Here is a 19,378-nt window from a genome sequence, read left to right as displayed (position 1 = left end):
GCGGGACAGGCCCGTTCCCGCCGGGGTGCTGGCCGCAGGCGATGCCAGCCGCTGGAGGGATCCAGCGTGATCTCTGGGTCCGTGTTCTCTTCAGCCCTGGGCAGCGGCGATGCGACGGGCCTCCTCCAGCTGCTCGGGTGTGTCCACTGACAGCGATTCCCCCTCCACCGGGAAGGTGCCCATGGTGATCCCGGCCTCGATCAGCCGCAGCTGTTCCAGTTTCTCGGTGTGCTCCAGCGGCGAGTGGGGCAGGCTGGCCCAACGGGCCAGGACGTCGGCCCGATAGCCGTAGATGCCCACATGCCCCCAGTAGGGCGCGTGGCGATGCCAGTCGTCAGGATCCTCGCCGCGCACATGGGGCAGCGCCGAGCGAGAGAAGTAGAGCGCCCGGCCATCGGCCGCCAGCAGGGTCTTGACGACGTTCGGGTCGTGCACGTTCTCCGCCCCCATCCGGTAGACGGGAGTGAGCACCTCCGGCGGCGGCCGGCGCCGTTCGAATTCGGCCGCCATCGCGTCGATCACGGCGGGATCGATGAACGGCTGATCTCCCTGAACGTTGATGATCAGCGTGTCCTGAGCCACAGCCCCATCGCCCGCCAGGCGCACCAGCTGGTCCGCCACCGAGGCCAGCCGGTCACTGCCGGAGCTGCAGTCGGCCGCCGTCATCAGAACCGGAAATCCCCAGCCCGTCGCGGCCTGCCGCAGTGCCTCACCGTCGGTGCAGAGCACCACCACCCGGGCGGTCCGGGCCAGGCGGCAGCGCTCCAGCACCCGCCGCAGCATCGGCCGGCCGCCGATGTCGGCCATCACCTTGCCTGGCAGCCGCGAGGATTCCAGCCGTGCCGGCACCGCCACGACGACGTGCATGGGGACCACTTCACCGGTGAGGGAGCCTAAGGCGTCTGCCGCTCAGGACTGGTCAGCGGCCAGCCAGGCTGCCGCCAGGGGTCTGGCGCGCCGCACGAGGTCGCCCACCAGGGCCGGATCGGCCGGCGCCCGCTCACCGGCGGCCACGGATCGGTAGAGATCGGCGATGCGCCAGCTCTCGCTGGCCGGTTCCGCCGCGGCCCGGGGAATCAGATGCAGATGGAAGTGGCGGGCCCCTTCCCCGAAAGCGATGGCGTACACCCGCTCGCAGCCCGCCAGCGCGCGCACCAGTGCCGAGCTGCGCTGGAGCATCGAGCCGAAGCCGGCACACTCGAGCGCGTCGAAATCGGCGGCCCCACCGATGTGCCGCCGGCTGTCCAGCAGCAGCCAGCCGGCCAGCGGAGCGGGATCGGGATGGTGCCGCAGCAGCCAGGGTCCATGGCGCACGATCTGATAGGCCTCCCGGAGGGGGTCGCTGGCATGGAGGGCACAGACCGGGCAGTCCGGCTCGACGGCGGGGGAGGGGGACGTCATGGCGGCGTGGATCGCTCGGCACCACCCTGCCCCCGCTCGAGCCACGGGAAGAAGCCGTCGGGGAGGATGGGCGCATGGACCCCCTCCGTTCCCTGCCCCGGCGGCTGCGCTGGTGGAGCCAGCGCCACCGCCTGGCCGAGGTCCGGCTGGTGGTGCTCGATGTGGACGGAGTCCTCACCGATGGCGGCCTCTGGTACGGCCCCCAGGGCGAACTGATCAAACGCTTCGATGTGCGTGACGGTCTCGGCATCCGCCTGATGCAGCAGGCGGGGCTCGAGGTGGCCCTGCTGAGCGGCGGCCGCGGCGGTGCCACCGAGCAGCGCGCCGCCCATCTGGGCATCCGCCACTGCCTGGTGGGGGCCGCCGACAAGCCGGTGGCTCTCGCCGCCCTGCAGGCGACGGTGGGACTGCCGGCCTCGGCCACCGCCTTTGTTGGGGATGACGTCAACGATCTGGCGGTCCGCCCCGAGGTCGGCCTGCTGATCGCGACGGCCGATGCGGCACCACCACTGCGGCGCCGGGCCGATCTGGTGCTGGGACACCCGGGGGGCCGGGGGGCCGTGCGCGAGCTGGCCGAGCACCTGCTGCGACCCACCCCGCTGTGGCACGACCTCAGCACCCATGGCTGGCGCGACCGGAACGACTGAGGCCGGGAAGGACGCCGAGGCCGAAGCGCCCTCAGTCCCAGAGCCGCATGGCATCGTCGCGGGCACCGAACCATTCCGCCGCCAGTGGCCCGCCCATGGTGCGCAGATCCCGGAACCACGGCCCGCCCAGGGTCCAGTGCAGCAGCGCGGGGCCGCCTTCCGAGGCCGGGGCCTGCGGCGCCGGCTGCACGTCGACCAGATGATTCCAGCGGTCGGGGACCGCACCGATCTCCTCATCACCGGACAACCAGTGGAAACGGTGCAGATCGAGCCCTGAGGCCGTGTTGACGTACTCGGGGGTGAGGGCGGTGCAGCGGCTGCAGTTGAGCAGCATCAGCGAGCTCCAGTTCTTCTTGGGATAGGCGCTCTGCACTTCCCCGAGGAATTTCACCTGCTCGCCGGGCACGTGTTCATGCTGGGTGCACATCACGGCGAAGCGATCGTCACGCAGCGCCCAGAGGGCGGCGATGTCGCCGCGGCAGAGCATGTCGCAGTCCATGAACATCGCCCAGCCCTGATATCCCATCAGATAAGGAACCAGAAACCGGGTGAAGGAGAAGGCGGTGCTCTGGCGGGGATCGCGCTGGCGGGTGAAGGTTCCTGTGAGCTGTTCCGCCACGATCGGCGTCACGGCGATCGGCTGGCTGCTGTGCTGGTACAGGCTGTCAATGAGCACATTGGTGGCCGCCCGTTCCCGTGGGTCGTACCCGATGAAGATGGGGATGAGCTGCGTCATCAGGCGCGACCGCAACGGCTCAGGCATGCTGGCAGCTGCCCGGATCTTCGCCCACCAGCACGCCCATGAGCTTCACCCTGATCGCCGGTCCTTGCGTGATCGAGAGCCGCGACCTGGCCCTCTCGGTGGCTGAGCGGGTGAAGGGCTGCTGCGACCGCCTCGGCATCGACTACGTGTTCAAGGCAAGCTTCGACAAGGCCAACCGCAGCTCCGGCGGGACCTTCCGGGGACCGGGGCTCGAGGAGGGCCTTGCCGTGCTGGCCGAGGTGAAGCGCGATCTGGGGGTGCCGGTGCTGACCGACATCCACGAGAGCTCCCAGGCCGCCATCGCCGCCGAGGTGGTGGACGTGCTGCAGATCCCCGCCTTCCTCTGCCGCCAGACCGACCTGCTGCTCGCCGCCGCCGAGGCGGTGCGGGGCACCGACAAGACGATCAACGTGAAGAAGGGTCAGTTCCTGGCCCCGTGGGACATGGCCCAGGTGGTGACCAAGCTCCGGGAGGCGGGGCTGGAGAGGCTCTGGCTGACCGAACGGGGCAGCAGCTTCGGCTACAACACCCTGGTGGTGGATTTCCGCAGCCTGCCCCAGCTCGCCGCGCTCGGCTGCCCGGTGATCTTCGATGCCACCCATTCGGTGCAGCAGCCGGGCGGGCGCGGTTCCAGCAGCGGTGGGCAGCGGGAGTTCGTGGCCCCCCTGGCCAGGGCCGCCATGGCGGTTGGGGTGGACGGACTGTTCATGGAGGTGCATCCCGACCCCGATCACGCCCTCAGCGACGGCCCCAACATGGTGCCCCTGCACCGGCTCGAACCCCTGCTGGAGCAGCTGCTCACGATCCGGGCCGCGGTCGCCGGCGCCCCGGCGCCCAGCACCCTCTGATCGGTCGCGCCACCGCGCGGCGCCTTCAGTACGGGGTGGGCCTCACAGCAGCCGGTTGCCGTACACCAGGCGGCGCTGCATTGCCGCCACCGGTGGCAGCAGCGGGATCAGCCGCGGCAGCCAGGCCTGCGAAGCCAGCCAGGCGCCGTCGTAGCGGATGCGCGCCCGGCGCTCGGGATCGAAGCGCATGCGGTTCCCGGACAGCACATGGCTGCGGCTCGCCTCGCCCGGAGTGAGCATGGAGGGAGCGAAGGGCAGATCCAGCCAGTCGCAGAGCCGCGCCAGGGCCGCCTCCGGTGCCAGAGCCAGCTCCTCGTAGCCGAGCACGAACAGGGGTTTCGCCGCCCCCCGCAGCTGCGCCTCGATGCGGCGGTTCACCCGCCACCACCGCGCCAGGGGCCGGCAGGAGGCCAGCGGGCCGCCTGCGCCGCGGCTGCGGGAATGCACCCAGGAGCGGGCATCCCGCACCAGGAAGAGCAGCCGGATCTCCAGGCCGGCGAGGGTCCGCCGCGGCAGCAGCAGATCGTCCTGAAAGGAATCCACCAGCCACTCGATCCCGGTGGCCTCCGGGAGCCGATTCACCTGCTCCACGAGCTGCAGCACCTTCGCCTCGAGCGGCAGATCGTCGTGGGCCGGCAGCCACTCCAGCAGCGGCCCCCACACCGGACAGGAATCGGCCACCTCCCCACAGGTGCACCGACGCTCATGGCGCAACTCCCCGCGCAGCTGCGCCGGTCCCCGCCGCTCCTCGCCCGGGGCCGGCCGGCGCAGCAGGCGCACCGCCTCCCCCAGACCGATCACGGCGGGATGGGATCCCAGGGCAAGGTCGAGAATGGTGCTGCCGCTGTGGCCGAGGCCGCGGATCAGCAGAAGGCCACGCAAGAAGCCAGGGCGCAGGAGGCTGCCCGAGGCTAGGGGGCCCCCTCCGGCTTGCACACGAGCAGGCGGATATGGGGTCTGTCCGGCAGGCGGCGGCGGCAGCGGTAGCCCAGCGCTTCCACCTGCTCGAGCGTTGCGGCGACACGCCGCTGCACCGAGCGCGGACCGCTGGTCGCAGCCAGGACGAAGTGGGCCGGCGGATCCTCTGCCGCCAGCAGCGCCTCCAGTTCGCTGTTGTGCCGCCAGGGACTGCCGGGCCGCGCCAGCGTTCCCCGGTTCACCAGCAGCTGTTCGGCGGTGCGGAAGTGGTGGGGACGGGGGGAGAACCGCAGCGGCTCCTCCCGGGTGAGCAGCACGATGCTGCGGAAGTCGTTCTGCTCGCGGGAGCCGCGGAAGACGCCGGCGGGGTCCAGGGTAAGAAAGGCGTCATGCCAGAACAGCACCACCGTCAGCACCACTGCCGCGACGGCGGCGCGGCGGGGCCAGCCGGGCAATGGCACCGGCTGCACTGCCAGCCCCACGGAGACAGCCACCACCAGCGCCGGCAGCACCACCACGAAGTAGCGGGCGAAGGCAAGCGGCTTGAAGAAGGACACTCCCACCACCCCCACGACCAGCAGGACGGCCGGGAGGACGCCGCCGGCATCGAGCCAGCCCGGCGGCGGTGCCAGCGCCTCCTCGCCGCCGGGGCGGCGGCACAGGCGCCGCCAGGCCCAGCAGCCGAGGGCGATCACGGCCAGCTTCAGCAGGGGAGCGGGCCCGAGCAGCCGGGCCAGGGTGTCCTCCACCAGAGCCCAGTCCGGGCGGCCGATCCAGCTGCCCGCCTCGCCGCCGGAGAGGAGATATCGCCTGCTGTACCAGATCCAGCCGAGGCTGGGCAGCACCCCCACCACCGCGGTGGCCACCAGGGGCGGACGACGCCGGTCACCGGACCTGAGGAACCGCCAGAGGTCCCAGCCCGCCAGGCAGAGGCCGTGGAAGAGGCCGTAGTAGTGGGTCAGGGACGCCGCGGCGATGCTGCCGCCATAGGCGAGCAGACCGAGGCGCCGCCCACCGTCCAGCCAGCGGCAGCGGCACAGCAGCGAAAGCGCCACGCCCAGCACCAGCAGGGAGTACCCCTTCCCCTCGATCGAAAAGCGGACAGGGAAGGGGCTGCAGAAGGCCAGCAGGACGGCGCTGCCGATCGCCAGCCGCCTGCGTGCAAGGGGCAGGGGAACGGCGATGCGCGCCACCAGGGCAGTGATCGTGATCCCCCCCAGCAGGTAGGCGATCCACGAGAACGCCCGCAGCGCTGCTGCGGTCTGCGGGCCGATGCGGCCGCAGGCCCACAGCAGCAGGTAGTAGAGGGGGGGATGGGTGTCCTCGCGCAGGTAGTCGAGCAGGAAGCCCAGGGAGGGCTGGAATGCCTTGCGGGCACTGCTCAGCTCATCGCCCCAGAGGCTGGTGGCATCAATGAGCGCCAGGGCGCGCAGCGCGAAGAGGACCGCCACCGCGATGGCCAGCAGCAACCACCAGCGGTTTCCCTCGAGGCGTCCGGTCGTCATTCAGGCCAGCGGCTCGATCGGCGCCAGGCGGGGGTCAAGGATCTTCGGCCCCATGCCGGCGAACTTGACGGCGATCGAGACCCGCTCCCCGGAGCCGAACAGGTGGGTCACCTCGCCCTCACCGAAGACCGCATGGCAGAGCCGGTCCCCCACGGCCCAATCGCGGGCGGGGATCCGCCGGCGCACGGCGTTGGCGGGACTGCCGCCGGCGCCTCCGGCCTGGACGCGTCGGCTCTCCTCGCGATCGACGCGGGTGAGGCGCTCAAGCCGCTGCTCGCGCCTCAGGGCCGCGCCGCCGCTGCCGGGCACGTCACCCTGGAGCAGTTCGCCGGGGAGCTCGGAGAGGAACACCGAGGGCACGGCGGGCTCTCGCATGCCCCCCCAGAGACGCCGTTCGCTGGCGTGGGAAAGAAAGAGGCGCTCCTTCGCCCGGGTCAGGCCCACGTAGCAGAGCCGCCGCTCCTCTTCCAGGGCGGCCGGGTTCTCGAGGGAGCGATAGCTGGGGAAGAGGCCCTGCTCCAGACCCACCAGGAAGACCACCGGAAACTCGAGCCCCTTGCTGGCATGCAGAGTCATCAGCGTCACCCGGTCGGCGGCGGTGTCCTTGCTGTCGGCATCGCTGGCCAGGGCGGCGGTGGCCAGGAACCCCTCGAGGCTGCCCTCCTCGTTCTCCTCCTGGTACTGCAGTGCGGCGTTCACCAGTTCCTGCAGGTTGCGGCGACGCTCCTCAGACTCGTCGCTGGCCTCGGCGATGAGTTCCGCCACGTAGCCGCTCTGCTCCATCACCCGCTGGACCAGTTCGGCGGGGGGAGCCTCCTGGGCCCGGCGGGCGAGGTCGTTGATCAGTTCACAGAACTGCAGCAGGCCCCTGGCGCTGCGCCCCCCAAGGGAGCGCACCGCCTCCGGGTCGCTCACCACTTCCCAGAGCGGCACCCCCAGCTGGCTGGAGGCATCGGTGAGGCGCTGCACCGTCGTCTTGCCGATCCCCCGGCGCGGCACGTTGAGCACCCGCAGCAGGCTCACCGTGTCGGCGGGATTGACGAGCAGCCGCAGGTAGGCCAGCACGTCCTTGATCTCGCGGCGGTCATAGAAGCGCAGTCCACCCACCACCAGGTAGGGCAGGCCCCAGCGCACCAGGGATTCCTCGAGGGCGCGGGACTGGGCGTTGGTGCGATAGAGCACCGCCATGTCGCCCCAGCGCAGCTCGGGGTGGGCCGCCTCGAGCATGCGCATGCGATGCACCACCGCCTCGGCCTCGGCGATCTCGTCGTCGCAGCGGGTGAGCATGATCGGCTCGCCCTCACCCCGGGTGGGGCGCAGCACCTTGTCGATGCGCTCGCTGTTGTGGGCGATCAGGGCATTGGCCGCCTCGAGGATGGTGGCGGTGGAGCGGTAGTTCTCCTCGAGCTTCACCATCGTGCGGGTCTGGTCATCGGTGGCACCGTCGCCGAAATCGTCCTGGAAGCCCATCAGGATCGTGAAGTCGGCAGCCCGGAAGCTGTAGATGCTCTGGTCGGCATCGCCCACCACGAAGACGGAACGGCCCTCCCAGGCCGTGAAGGCGGCGGGGTCACGGCCGTCGGTCACCAGGAGCTTGATCAGGTCGTACTGGGTGCGGTTCGTGTCCTGGTATTCGTCGACGAGCACGTGCCGGAAACGGCGATGCCAGTAGTTGCGCACCTGCTCGTTCTGCTGGAGAAGCTGCACGGGCAGGAGCAGGAGATCGTCGAAGTCGAGGGCGTTGTTGGCCGCCAGGGCGCGGCGGTAGAGCCGGTAGGCCTCGGCCACCTTGCGGTCCCGCTGGCCCTGGGCCTCAGCTTCCAGCTGCTCGGGAAGCCACCCCTGGTTCTTGGCATTGCTGATCGCCCAGCGGACCTTCTTCGGATCGAAGCGCTTGGGATCAAGCTGCAGATCCTGAGTCACGATCTCCTTGACCAGGCTCTGGGCGTCGCTCTCGTCGTAGATCGAGAACTGCCGGGTCCAGCGGAGGCCATCGGGGTCCCGGAACTTGTCGATGTCGAAGCGCAGCAACCGGGCGAAGAGGGCGTGGAAGGTACCGATCCACAGCTCCCGTGTCACCTCCCGGTAGATGCGGCTGCGCAGCTGCTTCTGCTGCTGAGGCGACAGGGTGCCCCAGGGCTGGCCGAACTGGCTCTCCGCCAGCCGCCTGGCCAGGAGCAGCTCCAGCCGCTCCTTCATCTCCCGGGCGGCCTTGTTGGTGAAGGTGACCGCGAGCAGATCGGCGGGGTCGACCCCGTGGTGCCCGATCAGATGGGCGATGCGGTGGGTGAGGGCCCTGGTCTTGCCGCTGCCGGCGCCGGCGACGACCAGCAAGGGGCCGGCGTGGTGATCCACCGCCTGGCGCTGGGCGTCGTTGAGACCGGCGAGAAAGCTCATCGCTCAACAGTCTTGCGCACCACCCCTGGCAGGCGGCGCAGTGGATGAAGGAAGGTCAGCAGGGTGAGCGAGAGCAGGGCAAGGGAGATGAGCGGGGCCGAACAGCGGGTGAGGGAGGCATGGAAGATGAAATCGCCCGCCCCCACCAGGGGAATCAGGACCCAATCCGGCCCTCGCGACCACCAGTCAAGAGCCGCAAGAACCCGCAGGGAGATCATGGCCAGGCCATCAACAGAACCTTCCTCCAGTCGTCGAGACCAGCAGCTGGGAGAGGGGGAGGAGCACATCATGAGACTATCGGCGCCATCACGGGCGAAGGCGAAATCGTGGAAGAGGGGGTAGTTGGGGATCGCCCTGGCCAGGAGAAGAAGGCACAGACCGAGGAGTGAAGAGCCGGCCCGGGCAACGGCGGCGCGAAGCGGACGATCTTCCACCCTGAACAGCAGCTCCAGCAGAATCGGCACGGCCACCAGGAGAACGTCCTGTCCAGATGCGTTGGTGAAGGTGACAAGGGAGGCCCCCCAGCCGCCAAGGTGTGAGGAAGCAAAGTGAAGCGCCGCAGGAGGATCAGCAGCGGCACCACAAAGCCAAGGAAGACCCCAAAGGAACCTCCGCCTTGAAGCTACCGAGTTGTTGGAAATGAAGGGACTTCGACGCTCCGAAGGCGAGCAGGGAAGCGATGATCTACGAAAGCCAGAAAGGCCAACCAGAAAGCTGCAGCTCAGCCAGAGAGCAACAGGAAGGAAGCTGACAAAAACCAGATTGAAAAGCAGCGCAGCAACAATTCAGGAGAGGCTGGGAACGAACTGATCGAAGGAATCCGCAAGTCAGCCTGACCTCGCAAGGATAACTCTCTCAAGGACAACCCTCACAAGGACAACAGGTCCGCAGCAACCCAGATCGGAATTGGCACTCTACTTTAGCTGAAGAAATGGGAGTCGGCAGTGAAACCATAGACGCCCCCACAGGGAGATTAAGGTCAGCCTGAAGATTCGCTCATGCATCGCCATCAACCACTTCCGCGTGGATCTCACCTAACGCCATGGTTGGGGCCACGATCGGAATTCCCACGCTGAAGGCCAAGAGGAGCGACAAGGCAGCGCGTCCATCGGCGCGTCAGCCAGGAAAAAACAGCAGAAGAACTGCAGAGAAGAGGACTCACTACGAGGGAACCACGCCACGGTCAAAAAAGTACACGCCAAGCCTGCGAAGAATCGCCAGCAACAGTACACTCAGACAGACCAGCGAAAGAGGGATGAGGGGCTCAGAATAGCGGGTGATGAAGTGCGTGAAAAGCCCATAAAACAAGAAATAACCCACCCCCACGATAGATATCAACACCCAGTCGAACTTTCGCATAAAGATACCGAGAAAAGGCATGGCCAGAAGACTGAACATGGCAAGCCCGTTGATCAAAACACCGAACCAGGTTCTCCGATTGTCGAACGACCACATCCCACGCCAGGACAGAGGGACACTCACCAGCACATGCTTCAGAGGCATCGACTGAATCCGGCGCAGCGCAGCCGCCTCGAGAAAGTCCTCGCTGGAGCTGTCGATATTCTTACGGGCAACCTCCTGATGGAGCATCCGCGGCAGACCGCGTTTACCAACTTGATAGAAACTCCTGAGGTTGTCGAATCGACCTTCAGCCATGGCTTCTTCATCGCAGGAAAGATCCCGTTGAAGGCGCTCGAGGGAACCTCCGCATTTTAATTGCGTTTGCGAAAAACCAAGATAGGGCTCAAAGATAGCCTTGCGCAACGGCTTAGGAGCAAAGGAGTAAAAGGAGCCAGCATATTCATGGGGTGTCATTTCGTCGTAAACTGACCGAATGAGCAAGACGACACCTCCTCCCTTGGCGATGGCAGGCTTGCCGAACTCGACAAGATTGCGGCCCATCCATGGGAGGACAGCCAAAGCGAAACCGAGAGCCACGCACAAGCCGAGGGCCACAGATCTGCCTCTGCAGCGATTCAGAAATAATGGTAGTGCTGGAAGCAGAAACACCGCAAAATAGGCACCGGAAGCCTTCGTCAGAACAAGACATCCAAAAATCAAGCCCGCCAGAATTGCCCAACGAATCCTGCACTTCTGGCGAAGGAGCAGAAGCCCAAGGCTTGTGAGAACGATCAGGAACGCCGCCGGCAATTCGGTATTCAGCGAGCCCAGTTCATCTACGGCAAAGGCATTGTAACTGAAATAGATGACAACCATCGCGACCAGATGAGCCACCCACCGAGGGCTGATCAGCCGGATGCACAATCCCCAAAGGGCAAGAAACAGTCCGATCAGATAGAAGAGGTTCACCGCCATCGACCTCTTCAACAGCTGCGGGTCGGCAACGAGCTCTTGGAAGCGGATGCCCGCCGGCACCCCCGCCAGCCACTTCAGATGGGCCGCCAGGATCCAGTTGGGGAATGGCTCCCGGCGGTAGCCAGCCCGGACTGCGTCGGCAGACTCTCCATAAATGCCGTGCTGCCACAGGTTCATGGCACTGCGAAGATTCTGGCCGGCATCGTCGCCGATCGAATCCACCTGCAGAGCGGACCAGCCCTGCCAAACGAGGGCGGCACTCAGGGCCAGCACGAGGAACGAGAGGATCGTGACTGGCTTTGGCAGAGACAGACGCAGTCGAGCAGACATGGCGTAGATTCCCAGGATCCCCACTACAAACCCCGAACAATTTCAATCTACAATGAGGGGTTGTCTGCCTGGCAGGAGCATGCAGGCGGCATCTCTCCAGCAGACAATGAATGAATCAGTAACGGATCTGGAGAGCTCAGGGCTGAGAGAGAAAAAAAGAAACTTCACTATTCGGCCAGAGCCAATCCCCCCATGCTTATGTTGAAGTGATTCCAGGGAGAGCCCTCCTGCCATGCTGGCCAGCATTGTCATACCCTGTTACAACGAAAGGGCCGCTTTGGTGAGCACGGTAGAGGAGATCCTGAACCAGCTGGTGCAGGAAGGGTCTGAGGATGTGGAAGTCATCGTGGTCAATGATGGATCATCGGATGGTTCGGATCGGGTTCTCGAGGAACTCGCCCATGCTCACTCCGGTCAGCCCCTGCGGGTCGTCCACCATCGCCGCAATCTCGGCTACGGAGCGGCCTTGAAGAGCGGGATCAGGCGCTCTCATGCCGAATACATCTGCATCACCGACGCCGACGGCACCTACCCGAACCACCGGATTCCTGAGCTTCTCAGACTGGCCAGAGAGCACGACATGGTGGTGGGAGCACGCATCGGCGAAGACGCGACCTACTCGAAGCTTCGTTCGATCCCGAAGATGATCCTCATCCCCTGGGTCTCCTTTCTTTGCGGAGGCAATGTTCCCGATATGAACTCGGGCCTGCGCGTCTTCCGCCGCGACGTCGCCCTGAAATTCCTGAAGCTTCTGCCCGACGGCTTCAGCTTCACTACAACGATCACGATCTGTCTGATGCGCAACCGGCATGACGTATTGTTTGTGCCAATCAGCTATACCCATAGAATCGGCAAGAGCCATATCCGACCAATTCGCGATACACTTCGCTTCGTGCAGTTAATTGGTCGCACTGGCATGTATTTTGCACCCATGAGGCTACTGACTCCGATCGTGATTCTACTCGTCATTTTATTCGTGTTCAGTGCACTCTATGACGTGCTGGTTCTTGGGAACCTCACGGACAAGACAATCCTTCTCGCAATGTCAAGCCTCAACACTTTCATCTTCGCCATGCTCGCGGATATGATCGACAAACGCAGTACTGCCTGAACGCCTTTCCTAGACATAAGTCTCCCTGCCGATCGTTCCCACGCTGCTAACCGTGCCAAGCCGGGCATGAACTCTCCCCTTCGTTTTCAAAGAATCCACGCCTGGATGGCACGGGTGCAACCTGTCGACGGGCTGCTTCCGATCATCTTCGCTCTGCACGTCTATAAAAAGACGCGGGAGACGGGGCTGGCCCTGCTTGTCATCTGGATGGCCTGGCGCCTGCTGGTTCCCCTGATCGAGCGATATGCCAACGGTGGTCGCAGGGGGCCCGTGCTTCCCCACGTGGCCCTGTTCCTGGGGCTGCTGCTGGTGAACGCAAGGCCGATCGCGCTCCGCGACGATGTGCAGGGGCCCACCCAGTTCCTGCTGATCGCGCTGGGCTTCGTGATCGGAACTCTGCTCGTTCCGAAGACATGGCGAGCCACCATGGGCTGGCTGGCCCTCTCCACCATTCCCCTGGTGGTCCTCTTCATCCAGGAAGCGTCCGCCTCTGGATATCCCTTCAGCCTGGATTCGATCGCAACGATCTACCTCAGCACCATGCGGGGGGATGGCGGTATCAGCCGCTTCGCCACCCTGGTGATGATGCTCACCATCAGCTCCTGGTACTTCCTGCTCCTCAGCCGCTCCCTGCTGGCACGGAGTCTGGGTCTGACCGGAGTGATCTGCGGCGTTATCCTCTGTGCAGGCAGCGCGTCGCGCACAGCCCTGGTGGCACCACCGCTTTCAGCCGCACTGGCGTGGGCGGCGCTGCGGCTGAAGGGGAGATCGCGGAAGCTGCAACTGCAGGTCGGTCTCCTCGTGGCCACCATCCCCTTTCTATCTGGATTGTGGTGGTTCCTGCTGTCCCCCGAGGCAGCCAGGAACCGCATTTCCGACTTCAACCGGTTGGCGGCGACACGCTGCTGGCTTGGGATCATGTTCTCCAACAAGGACCGCTTCATCTTCGGGATCGGTTACGGCAGCGACAAGCCCAATCAGATCTGCCGCCACATTCCGGATTACCGAGGCGAGCTGGGAACCATCGGCCATGCCCACAACACCCTGGCCCATATCGGCGGCCAGCATGGCATTCTCGGGATCATTGCCCTGCTGATTCTGGTGGCCATGGTGCTGCTGGGCCTCCGAAAGCAGTTCGCTGGCGTGCGTGGAATCCTGCCCCTGGGCCCCAGAGGCACAACATGGGCGGAGGCCAGTCTGGGGATCAATCTGGCCCTCGGACTGAATGCGATCGCCACGACGATCCATATCGCCAGTCATGTGAACCAGGTGCTGATCGGCCTGCTCGCCGCCACAGCGCTCAGCTCCCTTCCTTCGGCAGCCGTCGAAGGGCCGAACGATCCTTCGCCACCCTCTCCAGCAGCCCTGCCACCTGCTCCAGGTGATGGCGCACCGTGAAGCTGGCGGTGATGCGATCCCGTGCCGCGGCCCCCATCCGCCCGGCCAGAGCCTGGTCCACCGCCAACCGACCGATCGCCGCGGCCATGGCTTTGATGTTCCCCTCCTCCACCAGGAAGCCGGTGCCCCCCTCCACCACCACCTCGGGAATGCCGCCGTGCAGGGTGGCCACCACGGGCAAACCACTCAGCTGCGCCTCCATCACCGCCACGGGACTGCCTTCGCTGTCGCCATCGGGCGCCACAAGCGAGTGCTGCAGGAAGGCCCGTGCCTGACGCATCAGCTCCGCCACCTCCTGCTGGGAACGGGTGCCGGCCAGGGTGACCGCATCCTGGAGATCGAGAGCATCCACGAGATGGCGGGCCTCGCCGACCAGGGGGCCGTCGCCCACCATCACCAGACGGCAACCGGCCGCAAGGGCCCCGGGAAGATCGCTCCGCATCCGGGCAAAGGCCCGGATCGTGTGCAGCGGCCCCTTCTTCGCCACGAACCGCCCGACCGCCACGAACAGCGGGGGGGCCTCGGCGGGCTGGGCTCCGTGGAAGAGCCGCTCATCCGCCCCCGAGGGACTCACGATCAGCCGATCCACCGGCGCCCCGAGGTCAAGCAGCACGCGGCGCATCGGCTCGCTCTTGACGATCACCCCTGAGATGAGGCGCATCAGGCGCCGGTAGCGCTCCCTCAGCACCCTGACCCGGCGGTCGGCGGAGGCATCCGAGCCACGGAAGTGCACCACCAGCGGCACCCCGCTCCAGGCGGCGGCCTCCATCACCCGCACGGCATGGAAGCCGAACTCCACCATCACCACATCGGGGCGGTGACGGCGGATCAGCAGCCAGGCCACCAGCGAGCCGGGCAGCGTCGCCAGGCGCAGCAGGCCGAGGCGGGTGAGGGCCTTGCTCAGGAGGATGGCGAGGCCGTAGGCCAGCCGCAGCGGCTGCCGCCAGGGGCGCTCGTCTCCGAAGCAGGCGATCGTGTCGAAGGGAAGGCGCTGCAGGTTGGCACGCACGAAGGTCTCGGTGGCGGCCCGCCGGCTGGGTGCCAGCACTAGCAGCCGCAGGTGGCCGGCAGCTCCACCGCCGGAGGCCGTCATGGCAGCGCCGGCAACGCCAGCACCGAGCGCCAGTGGGGTTCGACCACGTCCCAGTCGAGGGACCGCAGGCGCTGCCGGGCCGCCGCCCCGAGCCGCTCACGCAGCGCCTGATCCGCCATCAGCCGGCCCAGGGCATCGGCGAGGGCCTCCACATCCTCGCTGGGCACCACCAGCCCGTTGACGCCAGGGTCCACCATCTCCAGCGGGCCCGGCGAGGCATCGCTCACCACCACAGCCAGTCCCGATGCCATCGCCTCCAGCAGGGCGTTGGGCATCCCCTCGAAGCGGGAGGGCAGCACGAACACGGAAGCCCGGGCCATGTACCGGACCGGATCGCTCTTGAATCCCTCGAACAGCACCCGATCGGCCACGCCCTCCCGTGCGGCCAGGGCCGCCAGGGCGGCCCGCTCCGGCCCATCCCCCACCAGCACCAGCCGCCAGTCAGCGCAGGTCGAATCCCCCCCCAGGCTGGCCAGGGCGCGGATCAGCAGATCCAGCCCCTTCTGGTGCACGAGGCGGGCCACCGCCAGAAGCTCGCGCTGTTGCGGCACCGCCTCGATCGCCCCGCCCCGACCGACACCCGCCGGCAGTGGATTGGGCAGGAGTTCGAGGCGCCGCCAGTGCCCCATCGCCTGCAGCGCCCGCAGCACCCCCTCGGTGTTGGCGGTCACCACGTCGGCACGGCGGTAGTGAACGAGCCGCAGCCGCGCCCAGAGGCCCTCGAGCTTCTGGCGGCTCGGATCATTGCGCTCGGACACCACCAGGTGAATCGGCAGGTCCCAGGCGGCGTTGCAGCAGAGGATGTTCGTGCGGGTGAGCAGCGCCAGCACGCGGCGCGGCCGCTCCTGGACGAACAGCTCCCTCAGGCGCAGGAGCTTGTGGCCTCCGATCCTGGCCATGCCGGCGTGGAGGAGCCGCAGCGGCAGCCCCGTCTCCCCAGGCCAGGCGCGGCGCTCGATCCATGGCCAGAGCAGCCAGAGAAGCCCCTTGATCACCCAGCGGCGGAGCTTGATCAGCTGGGCAATGCAGAAGCGGCGGCCACGGGCCGGCAGCGAACGGTTCCAGTAGTCGCCGAGCCACGGGTGGAGCAGATCCGGACCGATGTCCATATGCTCCACTCCGGGGGGCAGCCGATGGGCGACGGGGTGGCCGTGCGTCAGCGTCAGCACCCGCACCCTGTAGCCCTGGGACGCGAAGTGGTCGGCCGCCAGCAGAGCCACCTTCTGGGCGCCGCCGGCACCGAGGTGGGGCAACACCACCCAGAGGTCATCCATCGGCAAGCAGTTCCTCCATCCGGCCCAGAAAACGGAGCCGCAATGCTGACGCATCGAAACGCCGCCGCACCTCCCTGGCCCTGCTGCCGAGGCGCCGGCGCTCGTCAGGGTCCCTGAGCAGCCGGACCATTGCATCGGCCCAGTCCTGCGCATCGGCATCCACACCGAGCAGCACCCCGTCGACGCCGGGACGGATGAGTTCAGCCGGCCCGGTGGGGCAGTCGGACGCCACACAGGCACAGCCGGCGGCCATCGCCTCGAGCAGCACGTTGGGAAACCCCTCGTAGCGCGAAGGCAGGGCGAACACGGTGGCCCGTCCGTACCAGTCGGCGATGTTGCCGACCGGACCGGGCATCACCAGACGCTCCTGCGCGGGATCCTCACCGAGCAGGCCCCGGAGCAAGGCCTGCTGATCCACCCCGTGGTACGGGTTGGAGGGAAGACCGAGAATCACCAGACGCAGCTCCGGAACGTGGCGCAGCAGGGCCGGCAGGGCCCGCACCAGCCGATCGAAACCCTTCTGATGCGCTTTGGTGCCGGCAGCCAGCACCACTGGCGCATCGGCCGGCAGCCAGCGCTCAGGCTCCAGCATCGGCGCACCGCGGGGCAGAGGCCAGACCACCGGGTTGGGGAGGAGCAACTGGCTGCGCACGCCACAGTGGCGCCGCAGCCACGAGGCCGTGGTGTCCGTCTGAACCAGGTGCAGAGCGGCCCATGGATACGTCAGGCGGCGCAGCCAGCGCCATGGCAGGGAGGGGAGTTTGGCGGGCGGGTAGTTCCGCTCCGACACCACACAGGGGATGGCGGTGCCGCGGCAGGCCAGCAACAGCTTCACCGCCGGCAGGGTGGTGACCCCCACGGCCAGACGGACGCTGCCGCGCTGCAACCGCCGCCGCAGGCGCCAGACCCGCCAGGGGAAGGCGCCCCATCCGAGCCGGGAGAGCCAGGCGGGGTCGGCACTCTCCACCCAGCGCTCCACCCCGGGCGGCAGGGGATAGGCGTCCAGGTCGGCTCCCCGCCGCGTCAGCACCACCACCGCCCAGCCGGCCTCCCGGCACCAGTGGGCCCACTGGAGCAGAACCCGCTCGGCGCCCCCGAGTTTCAGTGAATCGATATAGAAGGCGATGCGCCGGCCTGAGCTCATGCGACAGCCGCCAGGCCACCGAAGGTGCGCCTGGCCTTCTCGGTCTTGCTCCAGTCGAGTCGGGGTTCGAGCACGAGGATCATGGCTCCGACCAGTTGTTCGAAGGGGGGCCGTGAGGCGGGAGACGACGCCTCCCAGCGGCAGGGCTCGAGATGGCGCAACAGCTCGGCCGCGAAGCCGGGGTGGTCCTCCTGGGCAGAGGCGATGTAGGGCTGCAGCGCCGGAAGCTCACAGGCGCGAGCGAGACGGTGGATCTGGTCGATGGCCCGGTCGTAGCGGGACGCATCGCAGGCGCCCCAGGCCAGCAGGGCCTCGATGGTGAGGCAACGGAGAATGTTCCTGGTCATGCGAGCCGCCGTGTTCGGATCGATGCACTCCGGCCGGTAGCGCTCCACGCAGCGCATCAGCCGCCTGCCGCAGGCATCCAGAGCCCGCCAGTCCTGCAGGCCGAGTTGGGCACGGAGAAGGGCCAGCTGGGCCGAAATCAGCAACTTGGCACGGTTCTCCCGGTTGGAGCGCAGACAGCGGAACGTGCCGGGATCCTGCTCCAGCGCATCGAGCAGGCACTCCAGGGGCGAGAGGCTGGCACGGATCGCCTCCTCGTCCTTCACGTCGACGGCCCGGTAGGTGGACACCACCCGGCAGTAGCCGGTGTAGTGCATCGGCAGCACCTGGCTGGACGCCAGGGTGGCGAACAGGCGGAGCTGGTCGGCCTTGACGGCGGGCCGGGCGCCGCGTCGGAACAGCAGACGATGCAGGAAATCGATATCGGCGGTCTCGCCCCACAGGAGCTCGATCAACTCCAGGGCCTGGCCGTACTGCCCTGCCGCCAGCAGTCGCGGCTCCAGTGCCGACAGCAGGGCGGGATTGCGGGGCCAGCGCTGTTGCAGCCGCTGCAGCAGGGAAAGGGCCTGACCATGCCGCCCCAGTCGATCCAGCAGGCCGGCCAGCGCAATGGGGATCTGGGCCGCCAGGGTGCCTGGCAGGTGCTGGTACGTTTGGCGCCGCCTGCCGATGGTGGCGTCATCGGCGGGCAACAGCCCATGCAGATCCAGCACCTCGAGCATGCTCAGGGTGCGGCGGCGGTAGGTGTGGAGACCGGCACGCTCCAGACGCTGCCTCAGGGCCGGCCCGCCCCCAGCCAGCACCAGGGCGATCGCCCGCTCGAACTCCTCCGCCCTGGGGGCGCAGAGGAGCGCCACATCGGCCTGATCCTCGAGGGAGGGGATCGCCGTGGCCACCACAGGACATCCCGCCGCGAGATATTCGAAGAACTTCATCGGAAACATGTGCCGGGTGTAGTCGTTCAGCTGCAGGGGAAGAAGCGCCACATCGGCCCGAGCCAGGTAGGAGGGCAGATCCGCGTAGGGCCGCCTGCCGAGCAGACGCACATTGGAGAGCCGCCGAAGGGGGGCCACATCGGTGGAGGGATCGGTCTCCCCGACGGGGCCGATCAGCACGTAGGTCCACTGGGGTGTGCTGCGCGCCAGTCGCTCGAGCATCAGGAGATCGAGCTTGTAGGCATCGATGGCGCCCACGAACATCACCAGAGGGCCTTCCAGGCCAGCCAGTTCGCTCGGACAGGACTGCGAACCCTGCTGCGCCTTGGCGAAGTGATCGGCGTCGGCCACGTTGCCGAATAGGTAGGTGGCGAGATTGAGAGGCGCAAGAGCCTCCTGCAGGCGCGGGGCGGAGGTGAACACCACATTCACCGTGCGACAGAGATCTTGTTCGGCCTGATCGATCCGCTGCACCGGCATGCCCGGCTGGGCCTGAACCCGGTCGACACAGTGGTAGATGGAGCCCCGAAAGGATTTCAGGGACAGGAAATACTCCGCTGTCAGCGGATTGAAGGTCCAGAGCAGGGGGCGGGGACGTCGGGGACCCAGCCGCAGTCCGAAACCGACGAGAAAGCTTGCCAGACCGAGGCCGAAGCGGAGACTCCGGCGGTTGAGCTTCAGCGCCAGGCCCGTGGTCCCACCGGGCAGCACCAGCGGTGACCACACCCAGAGTCGCTCACGCACCCGGCGAGGGGGGCTCAGGCCGCGGAGGATGCGCCGCAGGATCCTTGCAACGTCGGTGCGATCGGCCCGAACCCCACGAAGACCGAGCGATTCGACGTAGAGCACCCGGTGGCCAAGTTCGCTCAGGGCAATCGCCACATGCTGCTTGTTGGTCCAGAGCGGATGGTCCCAGTCGGCAGTGGCCAGAAGAATGAAATCGGCCATCGAGG

The 19,378-nt window shown here is 67.1% G+C and carries 16 protein-coding genes; 4 read left to right on the top strand and 12 right to left on the bottom strand.

Annotated features, from left to right (window positions below):
• Positions 1–90 precede the first annotated feature (90 nt).
• Positions 91–867 (bottom strand): 3-deoxy-manno-octulosonate cytidylyltransferase, encoded by a 777-nt coding sequence (kdsB, locus tag KUG41_RS05460; protein WP_216901874.1) that lies wholly within the window; start codon positions 865–867, stop codon positions 91–93.
• Positions 868–909: 42 nt separating this feature from the next.
• Entirely contained in the window at positions 910–1,401 is a 492-nt protein-coding gene (locus KUG41_RS05455; protein ID WP_254216869.1) for an HIT family protein, read from the bottom strand.
• A 74-nt stretch (positions 1,402–1,475) separates the two neighbouring features.
• Here KUG41_RS05455 and KUG41_RS05450 point away from each other — a divergent pair, with 74 nt between their 5' ends.
• Positions 1,476–2,048, top strand: a complete 573-nt coding sequence (locus tag KUG41_RS05450) for an HAD family hydrolase (RefSeq protein ID WP_216901872.1) — start codon at positions 1,476–1,478, stop codon at positions 2,046–2,048.
• A 31-nt stretch (positions 2,049–2,079) separates the two neighbouring features.
• Here the strand turns inward: KUG41_RS05450 and KUG41_RS05445 are convergent, their stop codons facing one another.
• Positions 2,080–2,784 carry a hypothetical protein gene (locus tag KUG41_RS05445; protein ID WP_216901870.1) on the bottom strand — a complete coding sequence of 235 codons (705 nt, stop codon included), beginning with the start codon at positions 2,782–2,784 and terminating at the stop codon, positions 2,080–2,082.
• Positions 2,785–2,849: 65 nt separating this feature from the next.
• Here KUG41_RS05445 and kdsA point away from each other — a divergent pair, with 65 nt between their 5' ends.
• A complete protein-coding gene (gene kdsA, locus KUG41_RS05440; RefSeq protein ID WP_216901869.1) occupies positions 2,850–3,659 on the top strand; it encodes a 3-deoxy-8-phosphooctulonate synthase in 810 nt (269 codons plus the stop codon).
• 42 nt (positions 3,660–3,701) lie between these two features.
• On the opposite strand, the gene KUG41_RS05435 is transcribed toward kdsA, so the two are convergent.
• The 5 genes from KUG41_RS05435 to KUG41_RS05415 all read right to left on the bottom strand — a co-directional run bounded on the left by KUG41_RS05435 (position 3,702) and on the right by KUG41_RS05415 (position 11,125).
• Entirely contained in the window at positions 3,702–4,541 is an 840-nt protein-coding gene (locus tag KUG41_RS05435) for a sulfotransferase (RefSeq protein WP_216901868.1), read from the bottom strand.
• A 29-nt stretch (positions 4,542–4,570) separates the two neighbouring features.
• Entirely contained in the window at positions 4,571–6,082 is a 1,512-nt protein-coding gene (locus KUG41_RS05430; protein WP_216901867.1) for a glycosyltransferase family 39 protein, read from the bottom strand.
• Positions 6,083–8,479: a UvrD-helicase domain-containing protein gene (locus tag KUG41_RS05425; protein WP_216901866.1), complete on the bottom strand. Its 2,397-nt coding sequence runs from the start codon at positions 8,477–8,479 to the stop codon at positions 6,083–6,085.
• Positions 8,476–8,949, bottom strand: a complete 474-nt coding sequence (locus tag KUG41_RS05420; protein WP_216901865.1) for a hypothetical protein — start codon at positions 8,947–8,949, stop codon at positions 8,476–8,478. The genes KUG41_RS05425 and KUG41_RS05420 overlap by 4 nt, the downstream gene beginning before the upstream one ends.
• Positions 8,950–9,640: 691 nt before the next feature.
• The gene (locus tag KUG41_RS05415) at positions 9,641–11,125 is read right to left on the bottom strand and encodes a hypothetical protein (protein ID WP_216901864.1); all 1,485 of its coding nucleotides are present in this window, start codon (positions 11,123–11,125) and stop codon (positions 9,641–9,643) included.
• Positions 11,126–11,357: 232 nt separating this feature from the next.
• Between KUG41_RS05415 and KUG41_RS05410 the strand changes: the two genes are divergently transcribed.
• Both KUG41_RS05410 and KUG41_RS05405 read left to right on the top strand, forming a co-directional pair.
• Entirely contained in the window at positions 11,358–12,236 is an 879-nt protein-coding gene (locus KUG41_RS05410; RefSeq protein ID WP_216901862.1) for a glycosyltransferase family 2 protein, read from the top strand.
• 114 nt (positions 12,237–12,350) lie between these two features.
• Entirely contained in the window at positions 12,351–13,634 is a 1,284-nt protein-coding gene (locus KUG41_RS05405) for a hypothetical protein (protein WP_216901860.1), read from the top strand.
• On the opposite strand, the gene KUG41_RS05400 is transcribed toward KUG41_RS05405, so the two are convergent.
• The 4 genes from KUG41_RS05400 to KUG41_RS05385 are packed head-to-tail and all read right to left on the bottom strand — an operon-like array spanning position 13,537 to position 19,373.
• Positions 13,537–14,727: a glycosyltransferase gene (locus KUG41_RS05400; protein WP_216901858.1), complete on the bottom strand. Its 1,191-nt coding sequence runs from the start codon at positions 14,725–14,727 to the stop codon at positions 13,537–13,539. The genes KUG41_RS05405 and KUG41_RS05400 overlap by 98 nt on opposite strands.
• Positions 14,724–16,001 carry a glycosyltransferase gene (locus KUG41_RS05395; RefSeq protein WP_216901856.1) on the bottom strand — a complete coding sequence of 426 codons (1,278 nt, stop codon included), beginning with the start codon at positions 15,999–16,001 and terminating at the stop codon, positions 14,724–14,726. Before KUG41_RS05395 ends, KUG41_RS05400 begins: the two co-directional genes overlap by 4 nt.
• Positions 15,994–17,145, bottom strand: a complete 1,152-nt coding sequence (locus KUG41_RS05390; protein ID WP_216901854.1) for a glycosyltransferase — start codon at positions 17,143–17,145, stop codon at positions 15,994–15,996. Before KUG41_RS05390 ends, KUG41_RS05395 begins: the two co-directional genes overlap by 8 nt.
• The gene (locus tag KUG41_RS05385; protein ID WP_216901852.1) at positions 17,142–19,373 is read right to left on the bottom strand and encodes a glycosyltransferase; all 2,232 of its coding nucleotides are present in this window, start codon (positions 19,371–19,373) and stop codon (positions 17,142–17,144) included. Before KUG41_RS05385 ends, KUG41_RS05390 begins: the two co-directional genes overlap by 4 nt.
• Positions 19,374–19,378: the final 5 nt, after the last annotated feature.

The sequence above is a fragment of the Synechococcus sp. CCY 9618 genome, from assembly GCF_019038415.1.
GTDB lineage: Bacteria > Cyanobacteriota > Cyanobacteriia > PCC-6307 > Cyanobiaceae > Cyanobium.
The sequence above is the reverse complement of the archived record's forward strand: the minus strand, read 5'-3'. Positions and strand labels throughout refer to the sequence as shown.

Excerpts from the sequence above, each read along its gene's own strand:
- kdsB (WP_216901874.1), bottom strand. The coding sequence starts at position 867 with ATGCACGTCGTCGTGGCGGTGCCGGCACGGCTGGAATCCTCGCGGCTG.
- KUG41_RS05455 (WP_254216869.1), bottom strand. The coding sequence starts at position 1,401 with ATGACGTCCCCCTCCCCCGCCGTCGAGCCGGACTGCCCGGTCTGTGCC.
- KUG41_RS05450 (WP_216901872.1), top strand. The coding sequence starts at position 1,476 with ATGGACCCCCTCCGTTCCCTGCCCCGGCGGCTGCGCTGGTGGAGCCAG.
- KUG41_RS05445 (WP_216901870.1), bottom strand. The coding sequence starts at position 2,784 with ATGACGCAGCTCATCCCCATCTTCATCGGGTACGACCCACGGGAACGG.
- kdsA (WP_216901869.1), top strand. The coding sequence starts at position 2,850 with ATGAGCTTCACCCTGATCGCCGGTCCTTGCGTGATCGAGAGCCGCGAC.
- KUG41_RS05430 (WP_216901867.1), bottom strand. The coding sequence starts at position 6,082 with ATGACGACCGGACGCCTCGAGGGAAACCGCTGGTGGTTGCTGCTGGCC.
- KUG41_RS05425 (WP_216901866.1), bottom strand. The coding sequence starts at position 8,479 with ATGAGCTTTCTCGCCGGTCTCAACGACGCCCAGCGCCAGGCGGTGGAT.
- KUG41_RS05415 (WP_216901864.1), bottom strand. The coding sequence starts at position 11,125 with ATGTCTGCTCGACTGCGTCTGTCTCTGCCAAAGCCAGTCACGATCCTC.
- KUG41_RS05410 (WP_216901862.1), top strand. The coding sequence starts at position 11,358 with ATGCTGGCCAGCATTGTCATACCCTGTTACAACGAAAGGGCCGCTTTG.
- KUG41_RS05400 (WP_216901858.1), bottom strand. The coding sequence starts at position 14,727 with ATGACGGCCTCCGGCGGTGGAGCTGCCGGCCACCTGCGGCTGCTAGTG.
- KUG41_RS05395 (WP_216901856.1), bottom strand. The coding sequence starts at position 16,001 with ATGGATGACCTCTGGGTGGTGTTGCCCCACCTCGGTGCCGGCGGCGCC.
- KUG41_RS05390 (WP_216901854.1), bottom strand. The coding sequence starts at position 17,145 with ATGAGCTCAGGCCGGCGCATCGCCTTCTATATCGATTCACTGAAACTC.
- KUG41_RS05385 (WP_216901852.1), bottom strand. The coding sequence starts at position 19,373 with ATGGCCGATTTCATTCTTCTGGCCACTGCCGACTGGGACCATCCGCTC.